The organism is Paenirhizobium selenitireducens ATCC BAA-1503, assembly GCF_900492185.1.
GTDB classification, from domain to species: domain Bacteria; phylum Pseudomonadota; class Alphaproteobacteria; order Rhizobiales; family Rhizobiaceae; genus Allorhizobium; species Allorhizobium selenitireducens_A.
Genome location: NZ_UEYP01000008.1, coordinates 146,063 through 163,920 on the forward strand (window position 1 = coordinate 146,063; position 17,858 = coordinate 163,920).

16 protein-coding genes are annotated in these 17,858 nt (G+C 63.3%); 2 read left to right on the top strand and 14 right to left on the bottom strand.

The window, feature by feature from the left end:
- Positions 1-96: 96 nt before the first annotated feature.
- From RHIZ70P_RS15365 to RHIZ70P_RS15385, 5 genes are read right to left on the bottom strand one after another with little or no spacing between them, the layout of a single operon-like run.
- The gene (locus RHIZ70P_RS15365; RefSeq protein WP_115671347.1) at positions 97-1,785 is read right to left on the bottom strand and encodes a methyl-accepting chemotaxis protein; all 1,689 of its coding nucleotides are present in this window, start codon (positions 1,783-1,785) and stop codon (positions 97-99) included.
- A 25-nt stretch (positions 1,786-1,810) separates the two neighbouring features.
- Entirely contained in the window at positions 1,811-2,311 is a 501-nt protein-coding gene (locus RHIZ70P_RS15370) for a chemotaxis protein CheW (RefSeq protein ID WP_115671374.1), read from the bottom strand.
- Positions 2,311-4,347: a chemotaxis protein CheA gene (locus tag RHIZ70P_RS15375; RefSeq protein ID WP_115671348.1), complete on the bottom strand. Its 2,037-nt coding sequence runs from the start codon at positions 4,345-4,347 to the stop codon at positions 2,311-2,313. The genes RHIZ70P_RS15370 and RHIZ70P_RS15375 overlap by 1 nt, the downstream gene beginning before the upstream one ends.
- The gene (locus tag RHIZ70P_RS15380) at positions 4,344-4,712 is read right to left on the bottom strand and encodes a response regulator (RefSeq protein WP_115671349.1); all 369 of its coding nucleotides are present in this window, start codon (positions 4,710-4,712) and stop codon (positions 4,344-4,346) included. Before RHIZ70P_RS15380 ends, RHIZ70P_RS15375 begins: the two co-directional genes overlap by 4 nt.
- Entirely contained in the window at positions 4,709-4,924 is a 216-nt protein-coding gene (locus RHIZ70P_RS15385; RefSeq protein ID WP_115671350.1) for a hypothetical protein, read from the bottom strand. Before RHIZ70P_RS15385 ends, RHIZ70P_RS15380 begins: the two co-directional genes overlap by 4 nt.
- Positions 4,925-5,386: 462 nt before the next feature.
- On the opposite strand from RHIZ70P_RS15385, the gene RHIZ70P_RS15390 reads away from it, so the two are divergent.
- Complete coding sequence (locus RHIZ70P_RS15390; RefSeq protein WP_115671351.1) at positions 5,387-7,138, top strand: methyl-accepting chemotaxis sensory transducer; 1,752 nt, start codon at positions 5,387-5,389, stop codon at positions 7,136-7,138.
- A 135-nt stretch (positions 7,139-7,273) separates the two neighbouring features.
- Positions 7,274-7,795, top strand: coding sequence for a molybdopterin adenylyltransferase (mog, locus tag RHIZ70P_RS15395; protein WP_115671352.1), 522 nt, complete (start codon positions 7,274-7,276; stop codon positions 7,793-7,795).
- A gap of 39 nt (positions 7,796-7,834) precedes the next feature.
- On the opposite strand, the gene RHIZ70P_RS15400 is transcribed toward mog, so the two are convergent.
- The 9 genes from RHIZ70P_RS15400 to RHIZ70P_RS15440 form a co-directional block, all read right to left on the bottom strand.
- Positions 7,835-8,158 (bottom strand): DUF4387 domain-containing protein, encoded by a 324-nt coding sequence (locus RHIZ70P_RS15400; protein WP_115671353.1) that lies wholly within the window; start codon positions 8,156-8,158, stop codon positions 7,835-7,837.
- On the bottom strand, positions 8,155-9,537 hold the full coding sequence (locus tag RHIZ70P_RS15405; protein WP_115671354.1) for an acyclic terpene utilization AtuA family protein: 1,383 nt from the start codon (positions 9,535-9,537) through the stop codon (positions 8,155-8,157). Before RHIZ70P_RS15405 ends, RHIZ70P_RS15400 begins: the two co-directional genes overlap by 4 nt.
- Before the next feature lie 172 nt (positions 9,538-9,709).
- Positions 9,710-10,705, bottom strand: a complete 996-nt coding sequence (locus RHIZ70P_RS15410; RefSeq protein ID WP_115671355.1) for a sigma-54 interaction domain-containing protein — start codon at positions 10,703-10,705, stop codon at positions 9,710-9,712.
- A gap of 26 nt (positions 10,706-10,731) precedes the next feature.
- Positions 10,732-11,829: a C45 family autoproteolytic acyltransferase/hydolase gene (locus RHIZ70P_RS15415; RefSeq protein WP_115671356.1), complete on the bottom strand. Its 1,098-nt coding sequence runs from the start codon at positions 11,827-11,829 to the stop codon at positions 10,732-10,734.
- 4 nt (positions 11,830-11,833) lie between these two features.
- A complete protein-coding gene (locus RHIZ70P_RS15420) occupies positions 11,834-12,850 on the bottom strand; it encodes an ABC transporter ATP-binding protein (protein WP_115671357.1) in 1,017 nt (338 codons plus the stop codon).
- The gene (locus tag RHIZ70P_RS15425) at positions 12,847-13,851 is read right to left on the bottom strand and encodes an ABC transporter ATP-binding protein (RefSeq protein ID WP_115671358.1); all 1,005 of its coding nucleotides are present in this window, start codon (positions 13,849-13,851) and stop codon (positions 12,847-12,849) included. The genes RHIZ70P_RS15420 and RHIZ70P_RS15425 overlap by 4 nt, the downstream gene beginning before the upstream one ends.
- A complete protein-coding gene (locus RHIZ70P_RS15430) occupies positions 13,848-14,756 on the bottom strand; it encodes an ABC transporter permease (RefSeq protein WP_115671359.1) in 909 nt (302 codons plus the stop codon). Before RHIZ70P_RS15430 ends, RHIZ70P_RS15425 begins: the two co-directional genes overlap by 4 nt.
- The gene (locus RHIZ70P_RS15435; protein ID WP_115671360.1) at positions 14,753-15,760 is read right to left on the bottom strand and encodes an ABC transporter permease; all 1,008 of its coding nucleotides are present in this window, start codon (positions 15,758-15,760) and stop codon (positions 14,753-14,755) included. Before RHIZ70P_RS15435 ends, RHIZ70P_RS15430 begins: the two co-directional genes overlap by 4 nt.
- A 22-nt stretch (positions 15,761-15,782) precedes the next feature.
- Entirely contained in the window at positions 15,783-17,321 is a 1,539-nt protein-coding gene (locus RHIZ70P_RS15440) for an ABC transporter substrate-binding protein (protein WP_115671361.1), read from the bottom strand.
- Positions 17,322-17,858 lie beyond the last annotated feature (537 nt).

Sequence of the window (17,858 nt, forward strand, 5' to 3'; positions counted from 1 at the left end):
GCCTATTGTTGTCCTTCGACGGGATGGTCCGGGCTCATGCTCCGGACCATCCTCCTGGCAAATTGCCGTGGACGAGAGGTCTGACGATCGGAATGGTCAGGCGCTCTCCCTGAATTCGTTGTCCGCGGCGTCCGGTCCGCCCATGCTGAGGTCGAGGGCAAAACCCTTGACCCGAGCCTGCTGGGCGGCGACCGTGGATGAGGACGTTGCCTGGCGCGGTGCCGGACGGGCCGGGCCCTTCGCCGCTGAACGGTTCACCACGGCGACCGGCCTCGGCTGAATGCCGCGGGCGGCGGTGTCGACCTTGAAGAAGGCGATCGAGCTTTGCAGTTCTTCGGCCTGGGCGGCGAGTTCTTCAGAGGTCGCCGACATTTCTTCCGAGGCGCCGGCATTCTGCTGGGTCACCTTGTCGAGTTGCTGGATCGCCTCGTTGATCTGGGCAGCGCCGATGTCCTGCTCGCGGCAGGCGGCCGAGATTTCTGCCACCAGTTCGGCGGTCTTGCGGATGTCCGGCACCAGCCGGTTCAGCATTTCGCCGGCGTTCTGCGCCGACTGTACGGTCTCGCCCGACATGGCGCTGATTTCGGCTGCGGCCGACTGCGAGCGCTCGGCAAGCTTGCGCACTTCGGAGGCGACGACGGCAAAGCCCTTGCCGTGTTCGCCGGCACGGGCGGCCTCGACCGCCGCGTTGAGCGCCAGCAGGTCGGTCTGGCGGGCGATTTCCTGGACGATCGAGATCTTCTCGGCGATCGTGCGCATGGCGGCCACGGCGCGGTTGACGGCATCGCCTGAGGTCTCGGCATCCTTGGCCGACTGGCGGGCGATCTTTTCCGTCTGGGCGGCGTTGTCGGCGTTCTGCTTGATGTTGGCGGCCATCTGCTCCATCGAGGCGGAGGCTTCCTCGGCGGAGGCTGCCTGTTCGGTCGCGCCCTGGCTCAGCTGTTCCGAGCTTGCCGACAGTTCCTGGCTGCCCGACGAGACGTTGTCGGAGGCCGACAGCGCATCGGCGACAACGCCGCGCAGGCGCTCCACCATGCTGTTGACGTAGCCCAGCAGTTCGCCGATTTCGTCGCGGCTGGTGATCGCCGCCGTCTTGGTGAGGTCGCCTTCTGCAACATCACGCACGACGCTGACGGCGCGCCCGAGGCCACGGCTGATCGAAAGCGACAGCCAGACCGCTGCGGCGACGGCGAGCAGAACGGCCACACCGGCAACGCCCGTCAACAGCGTACGGGTGTCCGCGTAAAGTGCCTGGTTTTCCGCCACGGCCGCCGAGAGGGCGGTTTGGTTGCGTTCCACGCTGGTATAGGCCAACTCGGAAATCTCCGGCAACATATTGCGCAGTTCGCCCGACGAGATCTCCTTGGCGGCCAGCATGTTGCCGGCCAGGTGGAAATCTCTCATCTTGGCATTGAGGGACTTCAGCGTTTCGCCGAGCGCGATCGTGCGCTGCCAGCTCGCACGTCCCGCCTCGGAGGACACCACGAGCGACTCCTGCGCATATTTGAGAAGGGAGTCTATGTGGCCATCCGCCGTCTTGTAGTAACTTTCTGCCTCACCAAGGGTTTCGGCGAGAAGTGCATTCTTCTGGGCGCGAACGGCTTCGGCCTGTTCCGTCGTCACGCGCAAAGCATATTCCAGGCGCTTGACATTGCCAGTGACGAGTTGCTCGGCAGATGAATTGATCGTGCTCAGGCTGGTGATGCCATAGAGCGTGATACCCACCAGCATCAGGATGATCGCCGCAAAGGCGATCGACAGTTTCAATTTGATAGTCACGCGCATCTTACCCCTCTGAAGATCCGTTGGCTCAAGCCGCCGCTGCGGCGTCTCGCTTCGCCGAGAAAATTTCGTTCAAGTTTGGAATGATCACGAAGTCCGCGCCCCGTTTGACGAGGCAGTCGATGTAGTCGGCGCGCCAGCGCATGCCGATGCTGGGAGGATTTTCCCGCGCCGCCCGACTGAGTGTCGTTACCTCATGCACCTTGTCGGTGCGCACGCCGACCAGGGTTGGTTCGCCCTCGATGTCCAACTCCGCGACTATGATCCGGCTGTCGATGGTCGGCTTGGTCGCCGCCATGCCGAAGGCAAGCCGGATGTCGGCCAGCGGAATGACCTTGCCGCGGAAGTTGATGACGCTGCCGACGAAGGGACGGGCGCCGGGAACGGCTGTTTCCGGCAGGAGATCGAGGATTTCCTGAACCATCGTGGCGTCGAAGGCGAAGGTCTCGCCGGCGAGGTCGAAGGTGAGAACCTCGCGTTCTTCCTTGTCGCCCCACTGATCGGTCGTCTGTTGAACCGCTGTTTTCATCATCCGGCCGCACGCAATTGCGCCTCCTGTTGCTGTCCGGCCGCCACCAGGTGGGCGACGTCCAGAATGAGTGCCACGCTGCCATCCCCGAGGATGGTGGCGCCCGAGAAGGTCGCGACGTCGTGGTGAAGCTTGGACAGCGATTTGATCACGGTCTGGTGATCCCCGATGATCTGGTCGACGACGAGACCGACCCGTTCGGAGCCGGTGGAAATGACGACGATCTTCTGGAACGGATCGGGTTCGGTCCGGGTGTTGAAGAGTTCTCTCAGGCGAATGAACGGGACGAGGCTGTCGCGCAGCGAGATGAAGCTGCGGCCGCGCGAGCGCAGGTCGGTTTCGGGCGAGAGTTCCAGGCATTCTTCCACCGCCGACAGCGGGATGACATAGGCACCGGTGCCGATGCGCACGAGGAGCCCGTCGATGATGGCGAGCGTCAGCGGAATCCTGAGCGCGATTTCCGACCCGTTGCCGGGTGTGCTGGTGACCTCGATCGCACCGCGCAGGGCTTCCACGGTCTTCTTGACAACATCCATGCCGACGCCGCGGCCCGAGAGGCTGGTGATCTGCTGGGCCGTGGAAAAGCCCGGCTGGAAGATAAGTTGCAGCAGTTCCTGGTCGCTCAGGGAAGCGCCGGGCTGGATCAGGCCAGAGGATTCGGCCTTGGCGCGAACCCGCTCGCGGTTGATGCCGCGGCCATCGTCCTTGACGGTGATGATCACTTCGCCACCTGACTGGCGCGCCGACAGGCGGACGTGGCCCGCTTCCGGCTTGCCGGCGGCGCGGCGCTCGTCCGGGGTTTCGAGGCCATGGTCGATCGAGTTGCGCACCAGATGGACCAGCGGATCGGCGAGGCGGTCGATGACCGTCTTGTCGACTTCGGTGGTCTCGCCCTCGGTTTCCAGTTCGATGACCTTGCCGGTCTCGCGGGACAGGTCGTGCACCAGGCGGCGGAAGCGGCCAAACAGGCTGGCGACCGGCATCATGCGCAGGACCATCATCGTGTCGCGCAGTTCGCCGGACAGGCGTTCGATGTCTTCCGACACGGCACGCAGCTGGATTTCGATGCTGGCATCGGCAAGCTGGGACAGACGCGACTGGGCAATGACCAGTTCGCCGACCCGGTCCATCAGTTCATCGAGGCGCTCGGCCGGAACGCGAACATTTTCCGCGGCCTTCGCCTGTTTCTGTTCGGTCGCTGCGGATTGAGGCGCGGGCGCTGCGGCGGGTGTCGCGGACCGGGCGGCAATCACCGGGGCCGGGACGGGCACGTCCGCGGCGGCGGTCCCGACGTCCGCTTCGGCCACCGGCTTCGTCTCGCGCAGGATCGGCTCGATCGAGAGTTCCATCTCGTCCATGACGAAGATGAACACATCCTCCACCGCCGTGCGGTCGGCATCGCCCAGGAGCTCGACGGTCCATCCGAGATAAATGTCCGACGGGTTGAGGCTGTCGAGGGGCGGCAGTTTGCTCTTGTCGACGGTGATGCGGCAGTCGCCGAGATCGCGTAGCTCGTCGAGAAGGCCGAGCGGATTGGTGCCGTTGGCCATGGCATTGACCGGCAGCCGGAAGCGCACCGTCCAGCCGGCGCGATCGCTGCCGTCCTGTCTGGCCGGCGCCGTTGCCTCCGGCTCGGCCGGTGAGACGACAGCCGAGTTTCCGCTGCCATTGACGGCGGCATGGAGCGCGCCCAGCAGGGTGCTGCTCTTGTCATCATGGTCGCCGTGCGGCGCTTCGATCAGGGCCTTCATGTGGTCCTGTGCGGCAAGGACCGCGGCAACCAGTTCCTGGCTTGCCGGCACGTCGCCCTTGCGGACGCGGTCGAAGGCGGTCTCGCAATGATGGGTAAAAGCGGCAAGGGCGTCGAAGCCGAACATGGCGCCGGAGCCCTTGAGCGTGTGAAGGCCGCGGAAGACCGCGTCGATCTGATCCTTGTCGTCGAGCCTGTGGGTGAGGTCGAGAAGGCCGATCTCGATCTGCTCGAGAAGTTCGGCGGCCTCCGTGAGTAAGACGGCAATCGGATCGGTGTCACTCATTTGCCGAGGACTTTCCGAGCGATCTTGACGAGGTTTTCCGGATCGAAGGGCTTGGTCAGCCAGCCGGTGGCGCCTGCGGCCTTGGCCTGGCTCTTGATCTCGCCATCGGACTCGGTGGTCAGGAAGATGACCGGCACGCCGGTATGCGCCGGCATCTTGCGCAACTCCCGGATCATGGTCAGTCCGTCCATGTTCGGCATGTTCAGGTCCGTGACGATCAGATCGAATGCGCCGGCCGAAAGCTTGGCGATGCCGTCAGCCCCGTCTACGGCCTCCGTCACCGTATAGCCGGCATTGGACAGGGCGATCTTCGTCGTCATTCGAATGCTGGCCGAATCGTCGACGGTGAGAATATGTGCGCTCATTGGGCGGATCCCTTGTGAAGCCAGAAGAGTGCGTCCTCGTGCGACGCGTTTTCGATGAAGCCGGCTCGACCGAGCACGTCGAGCAAAGAGCCGCTGGCCGGTTGCGACAGCGACAGCGTTCTTCCATGCGTGCGGGCAAACAGCCGTGCGGATTCCACGACCTGGACGAAGGCGAGGTCCACCTCGGGATCGCCGGCGATATCGAGTATCACAGGTTGCGTGCCGGAAAGTGCGGCCGATAGTTCGGGATAAAACTTGGAGATGTTTCGAATGCCTGTAGCTTTCTCTGGTCTAACTACAGTGCAGTTAAGGCCGTCATTTGACATTACTATAAATAATCCACCGAATAGCCTATCTTCCTGAAATCTTGGCGTTCGTGAATTAAAGAAATGTAAAAATACTTGGCGACTTTAGGCACGCCAAATTAGGCGTGCACAACGGATGCGTGTCCTGGTGGCGTTCCATTAACTAAGCCTCCTTGATTTTTTCGATTTTTATCATGCTGTTAACGGGCGGAAGGGATGGTTTGCCGCAAGTGCGATTGCCAGGTGGGGACTAGGAGATTTCCCTTATAAATTTAGGGGTAAAAAAAGATTCTAAGTCAAACCTAAAGTAACTCGTTCTAAAGTTCTAAACTGAATAAATAGAAAAAGACTCTCGAAGCGGAGAAGAAAGTGTCGAGGAATCAAGCATCGGCCTTGGCCACACGCGTCAAGCTTGCAAACGGTCTCTCCGCAGGCCTCGAAAATGCCCGCTCAAGAATCGAAAGCCGCTTCCTCGAAGGGGGCACGGTTCTGCTTGGGGTGCTCGAGTCCGTGTCGAGGATGATCGATACGCTCGACGCCATGATGGTTTCGCTGAGCGGCGAGACGGCTGAGCGGACGCGAGCGGATCTTTCCCGCATCATGGCAAGGCTGGCGGAGCTGCCGCGGCTGGAAGAGGACCGGCAGGAAAATCTGTCCAGGATCGCCGAGATCGAGCGGGACCTCGCTGAAGAGGTCGGACGGATGCGCGAGACGCTGCGCTATCTGCGTACCTTCGCGCTGACTGCGAAAATCACCGGCGCCGGCGTCAGCGAGTTTGCCGGTTTCGCCGAAGAGATCATCGATCGCATTCGCTACGGAAGCGACCAGGTCGAGAGCTTCGCCACCAAACTGGTGGATCTTTCCAGGCAGCTCAAGCCGGCCGCCGCACGCGGCCAGCAAATCCTTGCGAGCTATCGCGATCTGGTCCCGGCGATTGCCGGCGAACTCGAGCGCGGCGCGGGCCAGCTGAAAGACCATCACAACCAGCTAGCCATGGCTGCACAGCAGGTGCGCAAGCTCGCGGGCGCGGTGCAGGCGAAACTGGCGACCGTGCTTTCGGCCATGCAGATCGGCGACATCACACGCCAGCGCATCGAGCACTGCCAGTCGAGCCTCGCCATCATCGACGATTATCTCGACAGTGCAGCCGGACAGGCGCTCGACGGCGAACAGCGCCGGCGTCTGCGGGCCTGCGTCCTCACTCTCGTCAAGCGGCAGATCGACCAGACCTGTGCCGACTTCCGGCGGGACACAGCAAAGATCGTCTCAACCGTCAGCAGCTTCAAAACCGATGTTTCGGCCATCCTGTCCCTGCGGCAGGGCATGAACGACGACGAGAGCACGGGCAACAGCCTGATCCGGCAGCTAGAAACCAACATCGCCAGCGCCCAGGATGTGGTCAGGACCGTGACTGCGGCGGCCGGCGAGTCCGACGAACTGAGCCGATGCACCGGCCAGATCGTTCGCGAACTGCTGGACGGGATCGAGATCGTGCGGGTGGTGCGGACCGATATTCAGTATATGGCGCTCAACACCAACCTGCGCTGCAGTCGCATTGGCGAGGAAGGCCGGGCGATCAATGTCGTAACTGCCGAGCTTCGGGCCTTTGCCGGCCAGATGGATGAGAGTGCCGAGGAAATCCTGTCGGATCTTCACCGGCTCGGCACGTGCGCCGATGCCCTCGGGGGCAGTGGCGATCCCGCGGAGGAGAGCGAGATCGGCCTCTCTCAGCAGCTGGCGCAGGCCCTCGACAGCATCCGCCATTCGGCTGACCGGATGGAGCAGAGCCTTTCGGCCGTGGACCTGCAAGGCCGCCAGGCCGTCGAGCAGATGGAAGTCACCATCCGCAAACTCGACTTTCAGGCAGAACTCGGTGACGTCCTTGACGACTGCGCCGCGCAAATCGCCGAAGAAGCCTTGTCCGTCATCCCGGACACCTCCGACATGGCGGGCGATATGGCAGAGATCGGAACGAAGATCGGGCGGCTCTATACCATGGCCGCCGAACGGGACTTGCATGCCGGGATCTTCGGCGCATCACCAGCCGTCGCGGAAAGCCAGGTCGCGGCCTCGGCGGCTCCGGCATCCGATGAAGAGCTTTTCGACGACGCATTGTTCTAGGAGCGGCCGGCGCGAGAGTATGCATGTCCGTTGCGCCGGTGGCCTGTTGGCCTGTATGGGTCAAGGCGCGCCGCCCGAGGGTTTGAACCACGCCCTCAGCCGGCCATGCGCCCTATTTCCGCTCTGGAGGACAGAATGCAGATCGCCATCGTTACCGTATCGGACCGGGCCAGCCGGGGGCAGTACGAAGACCTTAGCGGACCCGCGATCGAGGAATGGCTAAGGGAGGTCGTCACCTCTCCTTATGAGATCGTCAAGCGGATCATCCCGGACGGCGTCGCCTCGGTGCGCGACACGCTGATAGCGCTCTGCGACGAAAGCCAGGTCGACCTGATCCTCACCACCGGCGGGACCGGACCCGCGCCGCGCGATCAAACGCCGGAAGCCATGCGCGAGGTGCTCGTCAAGGAATTGCCCGGCTTCGGCGAGCAGCTCAGGCGCGCCAGCCTCGAACAGACGCCGACCGCCATCCTGTCGCGCCAGACGGCCGGCACGCGGGGTAAAACGCTGATCATCAACCTGCCGGGCAAGCCGAGCTCGATCCGTTTCAGCCTCGATACCATCTTTGCCGCCGTACCCTATTGTCTTGACCTGATCGGAGCGGGCCGGATCGAGACCGATCCAGCCCGCATCAAGGCCTTCCGCCCGGCTTCCTGACGGCAACGGGCGAAGGCAATCGAAGACTTTCGGGACAGGTCAGATGTCCCGCACCTCGACATCGAGGAAGGGCGCATATTGCTGCGCGCCGAAGATGTCGGCGTCGCCCGGGCTACCGCTCGGGCGGAGGCGCAGGATGGTGAACTTGATCGCATAGGCCGGATCGTATTCGACGAAGTCGGTGAGCCGGGCCTGGTCGATGCCGAGGATGGCGCAGACCGTTTCGGGCGTCAAAGCTCCGGAGCGTTTCACCCTTTCATAGGTCTCCCGCTCGCGGAAGATGATGTCGAAGGTGATCTTGTCGGTCCCGGCATTCTTGCTGCGGATCGTCTTGGCGAGATCGGAGAGTTTGGTCACGGTCATTGCGCAGCCTCGAGCTGTCCGTTGCCGATGATGGCGGTGTGGGTGGGGAAGAGCTCCAGCGGATCGCTGACAGCCATGGTGTGGTTGAGGGTCCAGCGGTAGGCGGGGCTCGCCTGCATCACCTCGTCGAGCACGAAGGAGACGCCGCCGGCAGTACCCTTGACGTCGGGAAGGCGGGCGTAGAACAGCTGGCGCGTGCCGGTGATGGTCACTTCCTCGGCCATTTCCCTGGTCGGGGCGACGCCCTGGACGACAATCATCAGTTCATGACCCGGCTTGTCCTTCAGCGGCTCCATGTCGCCCATGATGCCGTTGCGGCCGAAGACATTGTAGTGCAGTTCCCAGCCGTCCGGGCCGAAGCGTTCGCGCACCTGGGTCTTGGCCCATTCGATCACCTCATCGACATGGGCGATGGTGTAGGGGTCGCGAATGCCGGCCATGCCGACGAAGCGCTCGCCGAGCTTGCCGGAGCCTTCGAGCTTGACCCGAAAGTCGGTTGCGGGAACGAACTCCATGCCGGTGACGCGGGTGGTCTTTTCCGAGACCTGCTCGTAGACGCAATTGGTCATGTCGAGCATGCCGCCGGCGACATATTCGAAGAACGGGTTGGAACGCTCATACATGGCGTGGCCGGCAACCGAGGCCACGGTGCAACGCTGTTCCGGCGACATGGCCGTGACCTCGACCCAATCCTCGGTGATCTCGCCGAGAACCGTTTCCTTGGCGCCATAGGGCTCGGCGCAGAACGAGGCGCATTCCAGCACCTTGCCGAGATAGTAGGACTGCGCTTCCGGAAAGCCGCGGGCAAGGGCCGCGCAGGCAAAGACGGCGCTGTCGGAGGATCGGCCGCCGATGATGACGTCGCAACCCTGATCGAGCAGCGCCCGGAACGGATGGACGCCGGCCATGGCGACGACGCGTTCGGTGGCGTCGAGTTCCTCTTCGGTCAGGGCCGGACGGGCGTCGAGCCCCTGGATGGTCGAGCCGGAACGGATCTTGGCGCGCACCAGTTCCTTGTCGACCTCGGAATAGAACCAGCCGATCCGGAAGGGCGGCAGGTTGTGCTTGGCGGCGATCTCGCGGATCATCTCGACATACATGTCGACCCGGCTGTTGGTGCCGGTATCGCCGGCCGAGCCGATGATCATCGGCACGCCGATGCGGCGCGAGGCCAGCAGCATTTCCTCGAGGTCATGCGCCTGCCAGGCCTTCGGGCTCGCGCAGGTGTCGTTGCCAAGCGGCACCGGGCCGATGTCGTCGCTGCCGCTGTCGGCCGCGATGAAGTCGGGACCGGCCTCGACGCCGATGTGGAAACTCTTGGGTTTCAGCGGCGCAAAACCCAGATGCCCGTTGGGGCAGATGATCTTCATAGATCGCATGCACTTTCTCCATGGAAGAACGAAATCCGTCTTGTCCAGGTGAATGCATGCACCGTGCCAAACGCGAATGGTTCGTTAAGGTGCTGTAATGTCTGATGAAAAATCATGGACACGGTTTTCGCTCAGGGAGCTGCGCGAAATGCACGCCGCGTGTCGTGCAATGCGCGCCGGCTCAATCGGTGATCAGGCCAAGCTTGATCATCTGGTGGCGCATGGCGTGTCGGCTGATCTTCAGGGTTGTGGCGGCGCGCTGCAGATTGCCGCCGGCAGCCGCCAGTGCGGCCTCGATCAGATGCTTCTGGTAATGCGCCGTTGCCCCGTGAAACCCGAGCGACAGATCGTCGGCCGCAGGCTGGCCCCGGGCAACCGACAGGACACCCGCTGCCTTTGCCTTCACCGTACGCAGGATGCGGTCGGGTAGATGGCGCGGCAGGATCAGGTCGTCGTCTTCGAGGATGAAGATGCGCTCGATCAGGTTTTCCAGCTCACGGACATTACCGGGCCAGGGATACTGCAGGAAGATCTGCTGGACCTCCTCGCTCAGGCCCCTGATGTTGCGCTTGTACTGGGCGTTGAACTTGTCGACGAAATGCTGCGACAGGATCAGGGCGTCGGAGGCGCGTTCCCGAAGAGCCGGCAGGTTGATCGCCACGACCTGCAGACGGTAGTAGAGATCCTCCCGGAAGCGACCGGAGTTGACCTCGCCGAGCAGGATCTTGTTGGTCGCCGTGACGAGCCTGACGTCGACCGAAGTCGAGGTGACGGCGCCGACCCGGCGAAAACTCTGGGTATCGAGGAAGCTCAAGAGCTTGGCTTGCAGCACGAGGTCCATCTCGCGGATCTCGTCGAGAAAGACCGTGCCGTGATTTGCCATCTCGACGAGGCCGGCCTTCTTGACCTGGGCACCGGTGAAGGCGCCGCGCTCGTGGCCGAAGAGTTCCGATTCCAGAAGGCTCGAGGGAATGGCCGCGCAGTTGATGTCGACGAATTCGCCCGCAGCACGGGCCGACTGCTGGTGCAGCATGCGGGCCACCAGTCCCTTGCCGGTGCCGGTCTCACCATAGATGAGCACGGTGCGGGCGGGGCTTTTGGCGACGCGCGTGATCAGCTTCCGCAGGGTATCGATGCTTGCATGCTCGCCGATCAGATCGCGCTCGTAATTCGCCATGGGCCGCCCTGCTTGAGACATGACGACTATACCGGCATTTCGAACAACCGCCACTCTCCCGAACAGGGATTGCCCTCGAGAAAATGAAGGCTCGCCTTGTCGCAGCGGTAGATGACGGTCGAGATGGTCTGGGAGTCGTCGCGGCTGGGATGCTGGCAGAGCGGCGCCATGTCTGGCCCATCCTCGGCGTGGCTCGCCATCAGGGCCGCTGCCGCCGCAACATTCCAGCGCCGGTTCGGCACCATGCGCGACAGGAAGTCGAACCGGACCGATGAGTTCTCATCGATCCGGTCGCCATTCTCGAGAAGATTGCAGTCCATCATTTTCGCTGTCACGAAATGATTGGTCCGCCAGGAAGCCGCGCCCCTCTCGATGCCAAATGTGTCGGTGCCGAATTCGATCGCCGCGGTCGCCCCGCTGCGGTCGGCAAGCACCAGATTTCCGCCGCCGGCATGGCGCCGCGCGGCGATGAAGGCGACCGCCTCGTCCACCGTGCGGCAAGTGGCGAGGATCCGGGTCATCGCGAAGTAGCGCAGCCAGCCGACACCATGGCGTCTGGTTCCGACATGGTTGTCGACAAGCGCGAGGCCTGCCGCATTGATCCCGCTCGAATAGGCGCCGGGGCTGCCGGCGCTGCCGACGCAGATCATCCGGCCCGTCGCGATGTCCGGGCCCTCATGCAGGAAGACCCGCTGCACGCCGAGATGGGTGCCGGAAAAGTCGCGGTTCTTGACCACCAGCGGCCCGTCCTCGCTGTCGCCGACCGCCCAGGTGCTGCAGCCGTCGGTGTCGATTTCGGCGGCCGTCTTGAGGTCGCGCAGGATGGTGATGTGCTGGTGGACGAAGAGATCGTCCTCCATCAGGCCGAAACCGTCGGCAATGCCGGCCAGTTCGGCCATCGTGTCGGGGTCCTCGGTGAGGAGAAAGGCGCGTTGCGCCTCGATGTAGCCGAGGCCGTCGGTATCGAGCAGGCCGGCGGCGCTGGCCTGGTCGACGCGGCCGAGAACGGCGGTGCGGATCTGCTGGTCGCTGACACCGGCCTTTGTCGCCTGAGCGTGGCCGCGCTCGTAAGCGCTGCCGGAAAGCAGAACCGGGCTGGCGGGCTTGGCATCGAAGGGCAACATCGCACTACCTCAGGATCGAGACATTGTCGTTTATCAGATGACAGGACGCCGTATGGCCGTCGCCGAGATCATGGCGCGGCGGCGCTTCGACCCGGCACAGATCGGTTGCGAGCGGACAACGTGTATGAAACTTGCAGCCGGGCGGCGGCGACTGTGGCGAGGGCAGGTCGCCGGTCAGCCGCACGCGCTGATGCTTGCCCGGATGGTCGACATCCGGCACCGCCGACATCAGGCTCTGCGTATAGGGATGACGCGGATTGGACAGCACCGTTTCGACCGGTCCCATCTCGACGATTTCGCCGAGATACATCACCGCCACCCGATCGCTCAGATAGCCGATGACCGAGATGTCGTGCGAGACGAACAGGTAGGTCAGACCCATGTCGCGTTTGAGGCCGGTCAGCAATTCGATGATCTGCGCCTGGATCGATACGTCGAGGGCCGAGACCGGCTCGTCGCAGACAATGAACTGCGGATTGCTGATCAGCGCCCGGGCGATGCCGATACGCTGCCGCTGGCCGCCGGAGAACTGGTGCGGGTAGCGGTCGAGGTGATTGGTCTTCAGCCCGACCTTGTCCATGATCGCCGCCACCTTGTCGCGCATCTCGCGCCGATTGGCGGCGAGCCCGTGCAGCATCAGCGGCAGGCCGATGATGTCGGCGACCGTGCGGCGCGGGTTGAGCGAGGCGTAGGGGTCCTGGAAGATGATCTGCATGTGCCGGCGCATCGCCTTCAGCGCTTCGGGCTTCAGTGCCGTGACCTCGGTCCCGTCAAAGACGACCTTTCCTGAGGTGGGCTCGTGCAGGCGCAGCAGCGCTCGTCCGAGCGTCGACTTTCCGCATCCGCTCTCGCCGATCAGGCCGAGCGTCTCGCCGCGCCTGACCTCGAAGGAGACGCCGTTGAGCGCCCGGATGTTGATCGGCGGCTTGCCGGTTGCCCAGGAAATCGGGCCGCGCCGGCCGCCATAGTGCTTCACCAGGTTTTCCACGGTGATCAGCGGCGTATTCGAATTCTCGCTCATGCCTTGACCTCCGGCAGGCGGATGCAGCGTGCCCGGCGCAGTTCGCCGAGTTCCCGCATGTCGATCCTGTTCATGCAGGCGTCCAGGCGCTCGCTGCAGCGGGAATAAAAGCGGCATTGCGGCGGCAGATCGATCAGATCGGGGACCTGGCCCTCGATCGGCTTGATCTTCTGGCCGCGCAGGGAAAGCCGCGGGATGGATTGCAGCAGGCCCCGCGTATAGGGGTGCTGCGGGTTCTGGATCACCGAGGCGGTTGGCCCTTCCTCGACCACCTGGCCGGCATACATGACCATCACCCGGTCGCAATATTCCGAGACTACGCCGAGATCGTGGGTGATCAGAACGACGCTCATGCCGAGACGCACGCGGATATCGGCGATCAGTTCGAGCACCTGGGCCTGGATCGTCACGTCGAGGGCCGTGGTCGGTTCGTCGGCGATCAGCAGCTTCGGCCGACAGGCGAGTGCTATGGCGATCATGATCCGCTGCCGCATGCCGCCTGAAAATTCGTGCGGGTAGTATTGGAGACGATCGCCGGCCGAGGCTATGCCGACGAGTTCCAGCATCTCGACCGCCTTGGCGCGGGCGGCTCTTCGCCTTGCCATGCGACCTTCAGGAAGCGTCTCGTCATGGGCAAAGAGCACTTCGAGGATCTGTTCGCCGACCGTCAGTGCCGGATTGAGCGCGGTCAGCGCATCCTGCATGGTCATGGCCATGTCGCGGCCGCGGATCTTGCGCATGTCTGGCGGCGACAATGCCCGCAGATCGCGTCCCTCGAAGCGGATCGAACCGCTTTCGATACGGCCCGGCGCACGCACCAGTCCCATGACGGAGGAGAAGGTGACGCTCTTGCCCGAGCCGCTTTCGCCGACGACGCCAAGACATTCGCCCGGATTGACGGTGACATCGACGCCATCGACGGCGAAGACACGACCGGCACGGGTGTCGAAGACGGTCCTGAGACCCTGGACCTGGAGGAGGGGGGAGGCGGTGGTCGTCATTCGTTGAACCTCGGATCGAAGGCGTCGCGCAGGCCCTGGCTCGCCACGTTGATCACCAGCACGAGCAGCAGGATGGCAAGGCCGGGGAAGGTCGAGACCCACCAGGCTTCGAGGATGAAGGCGCGGCCGTCGGCGACCATGGAGCCCCAGGAGGCGGTCGGCGGCTGGACGCCGAGGCCGAGGAACGAGAGGCTGGCCTCCAGGATGATGACGTCGGCCATGCGGATGGTCGACACGACGATCACCGGCGACAGGATGTTCGGCATGATCTCGCGCAGCATGATGTGGAAGCGCGAGGCGCCGATGGCGCGGGCGGCCTCGACATATTCGAGTTCGCGCACGGCAAGGGTTTCCCCACGCACAACCCGGCAGGGAATGACCCATTCCTTGTAGGCGAGCGCCAGGATAATGTTGAACAGGCCAGGCCCCATCATCGCCATGAGGCCAATGGCGAAGATCAGGTAGGGGAAGCCGAGCAGGATATCGACGAGCCGCGAAATGGCGATGTCGACCCAGCCGCGCAGATAGCCGGCGGCGAGACCGGCGACGATGCCGATCGTGGTGGCGACGAGGATGACCGCGGTGCCGATGAAGATCGATATGCGCGAACCATAGATGATGCGCGACAGGATATCGCGGCCGAGCCCGTCGCAACCGAGCAGGTAGCCCCATTCGCCGCCCGGCACCCAGGCGGGTGGCTGCAGGCGCCGGAAGAGATCGGTTTCGTTCGGATCGTGCGGGGCGATCCAGGGCGCGAAGATCGCCATCAGCACGAAGATCAGCACCAGCACGGCGCTGGCAAGCGCCAGCCGGTTTTCGGTGAAGTTCTCCAGGTTGCGCTTGAACAGCGATTTGCCCTGATCGGCAGCCCTTGCCGGCGCGGCAGCATCGTCGGCGACGGTCATAGTTTCACCCGTGGATTGAGCAGCGTGTAGAGGAGGTCGGCGACGAAGTTCACCAGCACGTAGGTGACGGCGTAGAACAGCACGGCGGCCTGGACGAGCGGGTAGTTGCGCACGAAGATGCTTTCGACCACCAGCCGGCCGAGGCCAGGCCAGCCGAACACGGTCTCGACGATCATGTTGCCGCCGAGCAGCGACCCGGTCTCCAGCGCGGCGACCGAGACGGTCGGGATCAGCGCGTTCTTCAGCGCATGGCGGAAGAGGATGCGGCGACGGCTGAGGCCCTTGGCTTCGGCGAAGGCGACATAGTCCTGGCGCAGCACTTCGAGCATGGAGGTGCGGGTGACGCGTGTCAGGATGGCCGTCATCGGCAGGCCGAGCGTGATCGCCGGCAGCAGGATATGCGACAGCGCATCCCAGAAAGCGTCGAGACGCCCGCGCAACAGCGTGTCGATCAGCAGGAAATGGGTGATCGGCGCCACTTCGCTGTCAAATCCGATCCGGCCCGAGACCGGCAGCAGCCTGAGCTGGACCGCAAAGAGCATCAGGAGCAGGATGCCGAACCAGAAACCGGGCAGCGACACGCCGAGCAGCGAACCGATCGTGGCGACACGGTCGATGATGGTATTCTTCTTGATCGCCGCCATCACGCCGAGGGGAATGGACGTGGCAAGCGCGATGATCAGCGCGACGAGGCTCAGCTCGATCGTCGCCGGCAGGCGCTCGACGATCACGTCGAACACCGGCCGTCGGTGGAACAGGCTCATGCCGAAGTCGCCGGTGACGGCGTTTTCGAGGAAGACCACGAAACGCTCGCCGATCGGCTTGTCGAGCCCGAGGTCCTGGCGGAGCGTCAGTTCCTCGGCCGGGGTGATCGGCTGGTCGCCGATCATGATTTCAACGGGATCTCCCGGCGTCAGCGCCATCATCAGGAAGACGATGGTGCTGACGCCCAGGAGAACCGGGACGAGCTGCAGAAGGCGCTCGACCAGTTTGCCCAATCGCATGACCTATTCCCGCCTGTGTCGGTTATTCGACGCAGGCGTCGTGCAGGTTGATGCGGCTGTCGGCGCTCGGCTTCCAGCCCTTCAGGCGTTTTGACACGCCGTAGATATCCTTCGGAACCCAGAGATAGATGTAGGGAAGCTCGGCGTTCACGATCGCTTCCGCCTGCTGGTAAAGGGCAGCACGCTTGGCCGGATCGAGTTCGATCGCACCCTGATCCAGAAGGGCGTCGACTTCCTTGTTGGAATAGCCGGAGGCGTTGCCGCGGCCCATCGTATAATGGGTCGGCACGAAGATATCGAACGGGTCGAGCGAGCCGTTGCCCCACGAGGTGAAGTAGATGTCGCCGTCGTTCTTGTCGTTCTTCGGGCTCCACTTGGCGTCGATCATCGCGCTCTCACCGATGGCGACCTTGGCGCGGATGCCGGACTTGGCAAGCACCGAGGCGATCGCTTCGACCGTGTCCTTGTCTGCGCCTTCGGCGTCGATGGTGATGTCGATGCCATCGGCGAAACCGGCTTCCGCCAGAAGCGCCTTGGCCTTTTCGGGATCATATTCGTGCTTGGGCAGGTCAGGGGTCGATGCGAAGGCGGCAGGGCTCAGGATGCCTTCGATCGATACGGCATTGCCGCCGAGGATCTTGTCGATGATCAGCTGCTTGTCGAGCGCGTGCGCGACCGCCTGGCGAACCTTGATGTCATCGAACTTGTCGCCTTTGAGGTTGAGGGCAAGGAAGACGCTGCGGGTTCCGTTGACTGTCATGACCGCGGTATTGGGATTCTGCTCGACCTGGGCGATGGAGAAGGGCGGCAGGCTGTTGATGATGTCGACATCGCCGGCAAGCAGGGCCGCAACGCGCGAGGCCGTTTCCGGCATAATCTTGAAGATGACGCGATCGACGCAGGCCTTGCCGACCGGCGCGATGTCCGGCGAGCCGCCGTAATAATCGTCAAAGCGTTCCATGATGATGGAATCACCCTTGCGCCATTCGACCAGCTTGAAAGGCCCCGCGCCATTCTCTGCTGTTGCCATTCCGGCGGTGCCGACCTTTTCCACGAAGGCCTTGGAGACGAATTCCTGGAAAGGCAGCATGGCCGGCAGGAGCGGCCAGGGCTCATTGAGATTGATGCGGATGGTGTCGTCGCCGACGATCTCGATATCCTTGACCGGACCGAGTAGGCTCTTGCGCGGGCTGGTCTGGCCGTCGCCCATGGCGCCCTCGACCGTCAGGCGGTCGAGGGTGAACTTGACGTCCTCGACGGTGAGGTCCGAACCGTCATGGAACTTGATGCCCTGGCGGATCTTGAATTCAAAGGCGGTCGGCGACGTCTGCGTCCAGGATTTGGCGATTTCCGGAACGACCTTCATATCCGGATCGCGGGTCAGCAGTCCGTCATGCATGTTGCGGATGATCGTTTCCGTCTCGCGGTTGCGATGGTTGGCCGGGTCGAGCGTGAGTGCATCGGCGGTGAAGCCGACCCGGATCTCCGATGCCGAAAGCGAAGTCGCCGGAAGTATCAAGGCGACGGCCGTGGTGATCAAAAAGCGCTGAAAGTTCCCCATTCTTTTATCTCCTTGTTCGAGAAGAGCCGCGGCATTATTGACTGGCCGCTGGTTCATAGCTTGGTTAGCAAGCCGCATGCCATGTCTCGGGAGCGCCGGCTTCCCGGGAGAAACCCCTTTTATCTCAGATGTTTATCCTTCGCCTCCTGGGTTTTCCTGTCCACTCTACGGCTGTTGCGCGTGAAGTGCACGCGCGATGTGTCAAATCTGCGCGGCGGAAGTCAGGCGTCCTGCGCTCCCACAACCGCGAATGCAGGGTGCCGAACAAGGCCTGCGCCCGCCGACGGCATCCTATTCCCCATGATGCGGGGGGTTCGGGCGAAAGACAGGTGATTTCTAAGCGGAGAGGGCGGGCACAGACGTTCGCGCCTTTCGTCTCTGCCGGCACGCGATCGCGCAGGCATTCTTTGCCATTGATGCGGGCGGGCCGGCGAGGGCGGCTTGGCCGGAGGTCGGCCTTTCTTCAGCCGCGTCCGGGCTCGAGGGGGGGGGGCCGTCACCCCATGATGGAGGACGAAGGGAGATTACGGCAGAGGG

What these genes read in the sequence shown, in the direction of transcription:
- RHIZ70P_RS15370 (WP_115671374.1), bottom strand. Translation starts at nt 2,311, where the DNA reads ATGAAAACAGCGGTTCAACAGACGACCGATCAGTGGGGCGACAAGGAA.
- RHIZ70P_RS15430 (WP_115671359.1), bottom strand. Translation starts at nt 14,756, where the DNA reads ATGACCGTCGCCGACGATGCTGCCGCGCCGGCAAGGGCTGCCGATCAG.
- RHIZ70P_RS15425 (WP_115671358.1), bottom strand. Translation starts at nt 13,851, where the DNA reads ATGACGACCACCGCCTCCCCCCTCCTCCAGGTCCAGGGTCTCAGGACC.
- mog (WP_115671352.1), top strand. Translation starts at nt 7,274, where the DNA reads ATGCAGATCGCCATCGTTACCGTATCGGACCGGGCCAGCCGGGGGCAG.
- RHIZ70P_RS15415 (WP_115671356.1), bottom strand. Translation starts at nt 11,829, where the DNA reads ATGTTGCCCTTCGATGCCAAGCCCGCCAGCCCGGTTCTGCTTTCCGGC.
- RHIZ70P_RS15440 (WP_115671361.1), bottom strand. Translation starts at nt 17,321, where the DNA reads ATGGGGAACTTTCAGCGCTTTTTGATCACCACGGCCGTCGCCTTGATA.
- RHIZ70P_RS15435 (WP_115671360.1), bottom strand. Translation starts at nt 15,760, where the DNA reads ATGCGATTGGGCAAACTGGTCGAGCGCCTTCTGCAGCTCGTCCCGGTT.
- RHIZ70P_RS15375 (WP_115671348.1), bottom strand. Translation starts at nt 4,347, where the DNA reads ATGAGTGACACCGATCCGATTGCCGTCTTACTCACGGAGGCCGCCGAA.
- RHIZ70P_RS15405 (WP_115671354.1), bottom strand. Translation starts at nt 9,537, where the DNA reads ATGCGATCTATGAAGATCATCTGCCCCAACGGGCATCTGGGTTTTGCG.
- RHIZ70P_RS15410 (WP_115671355.1), bottom strand. Translation starts at nt 10,705, where the DNA reads ATGGCGAATTACGAGCGCGATCTGATCGGCGAGCATGCAAGCATCGAT.
- RHIZ70P_RS15420 (WP_115671357.1), bottom strand. Translation starts at nt 12,850, where the DNA reads ATGAGCGAGAATTCGAATACGCCGCTGATCACCGTGGAAAACCTGGTG.
- RHIZ70P_RS15365 (WP_115671347.1), bottom strand. Translation starts at nt 1,785, where the DNA reads ATGCGCGTGACTATCAAATTGAAACTGTCGATCGCCTTTGCGGCGATC.
- RHIZ70P_RS15400 (WP_115671353.1), bottom strand. Translation starts at nt 8,158, where the DNA reads ATGACCGTGACCAAACTCTCCGATCTCGCCAAGACGATCCGCAGCAAG.
- RHIZ70P_RS15380 (WP_115671349.1), bottom strand. Translation starts at nt 4,712, where the DNA reads ATGAGCGCACATATTCTCACCGTCGACGATTCGGCCAGCATTCGAATG.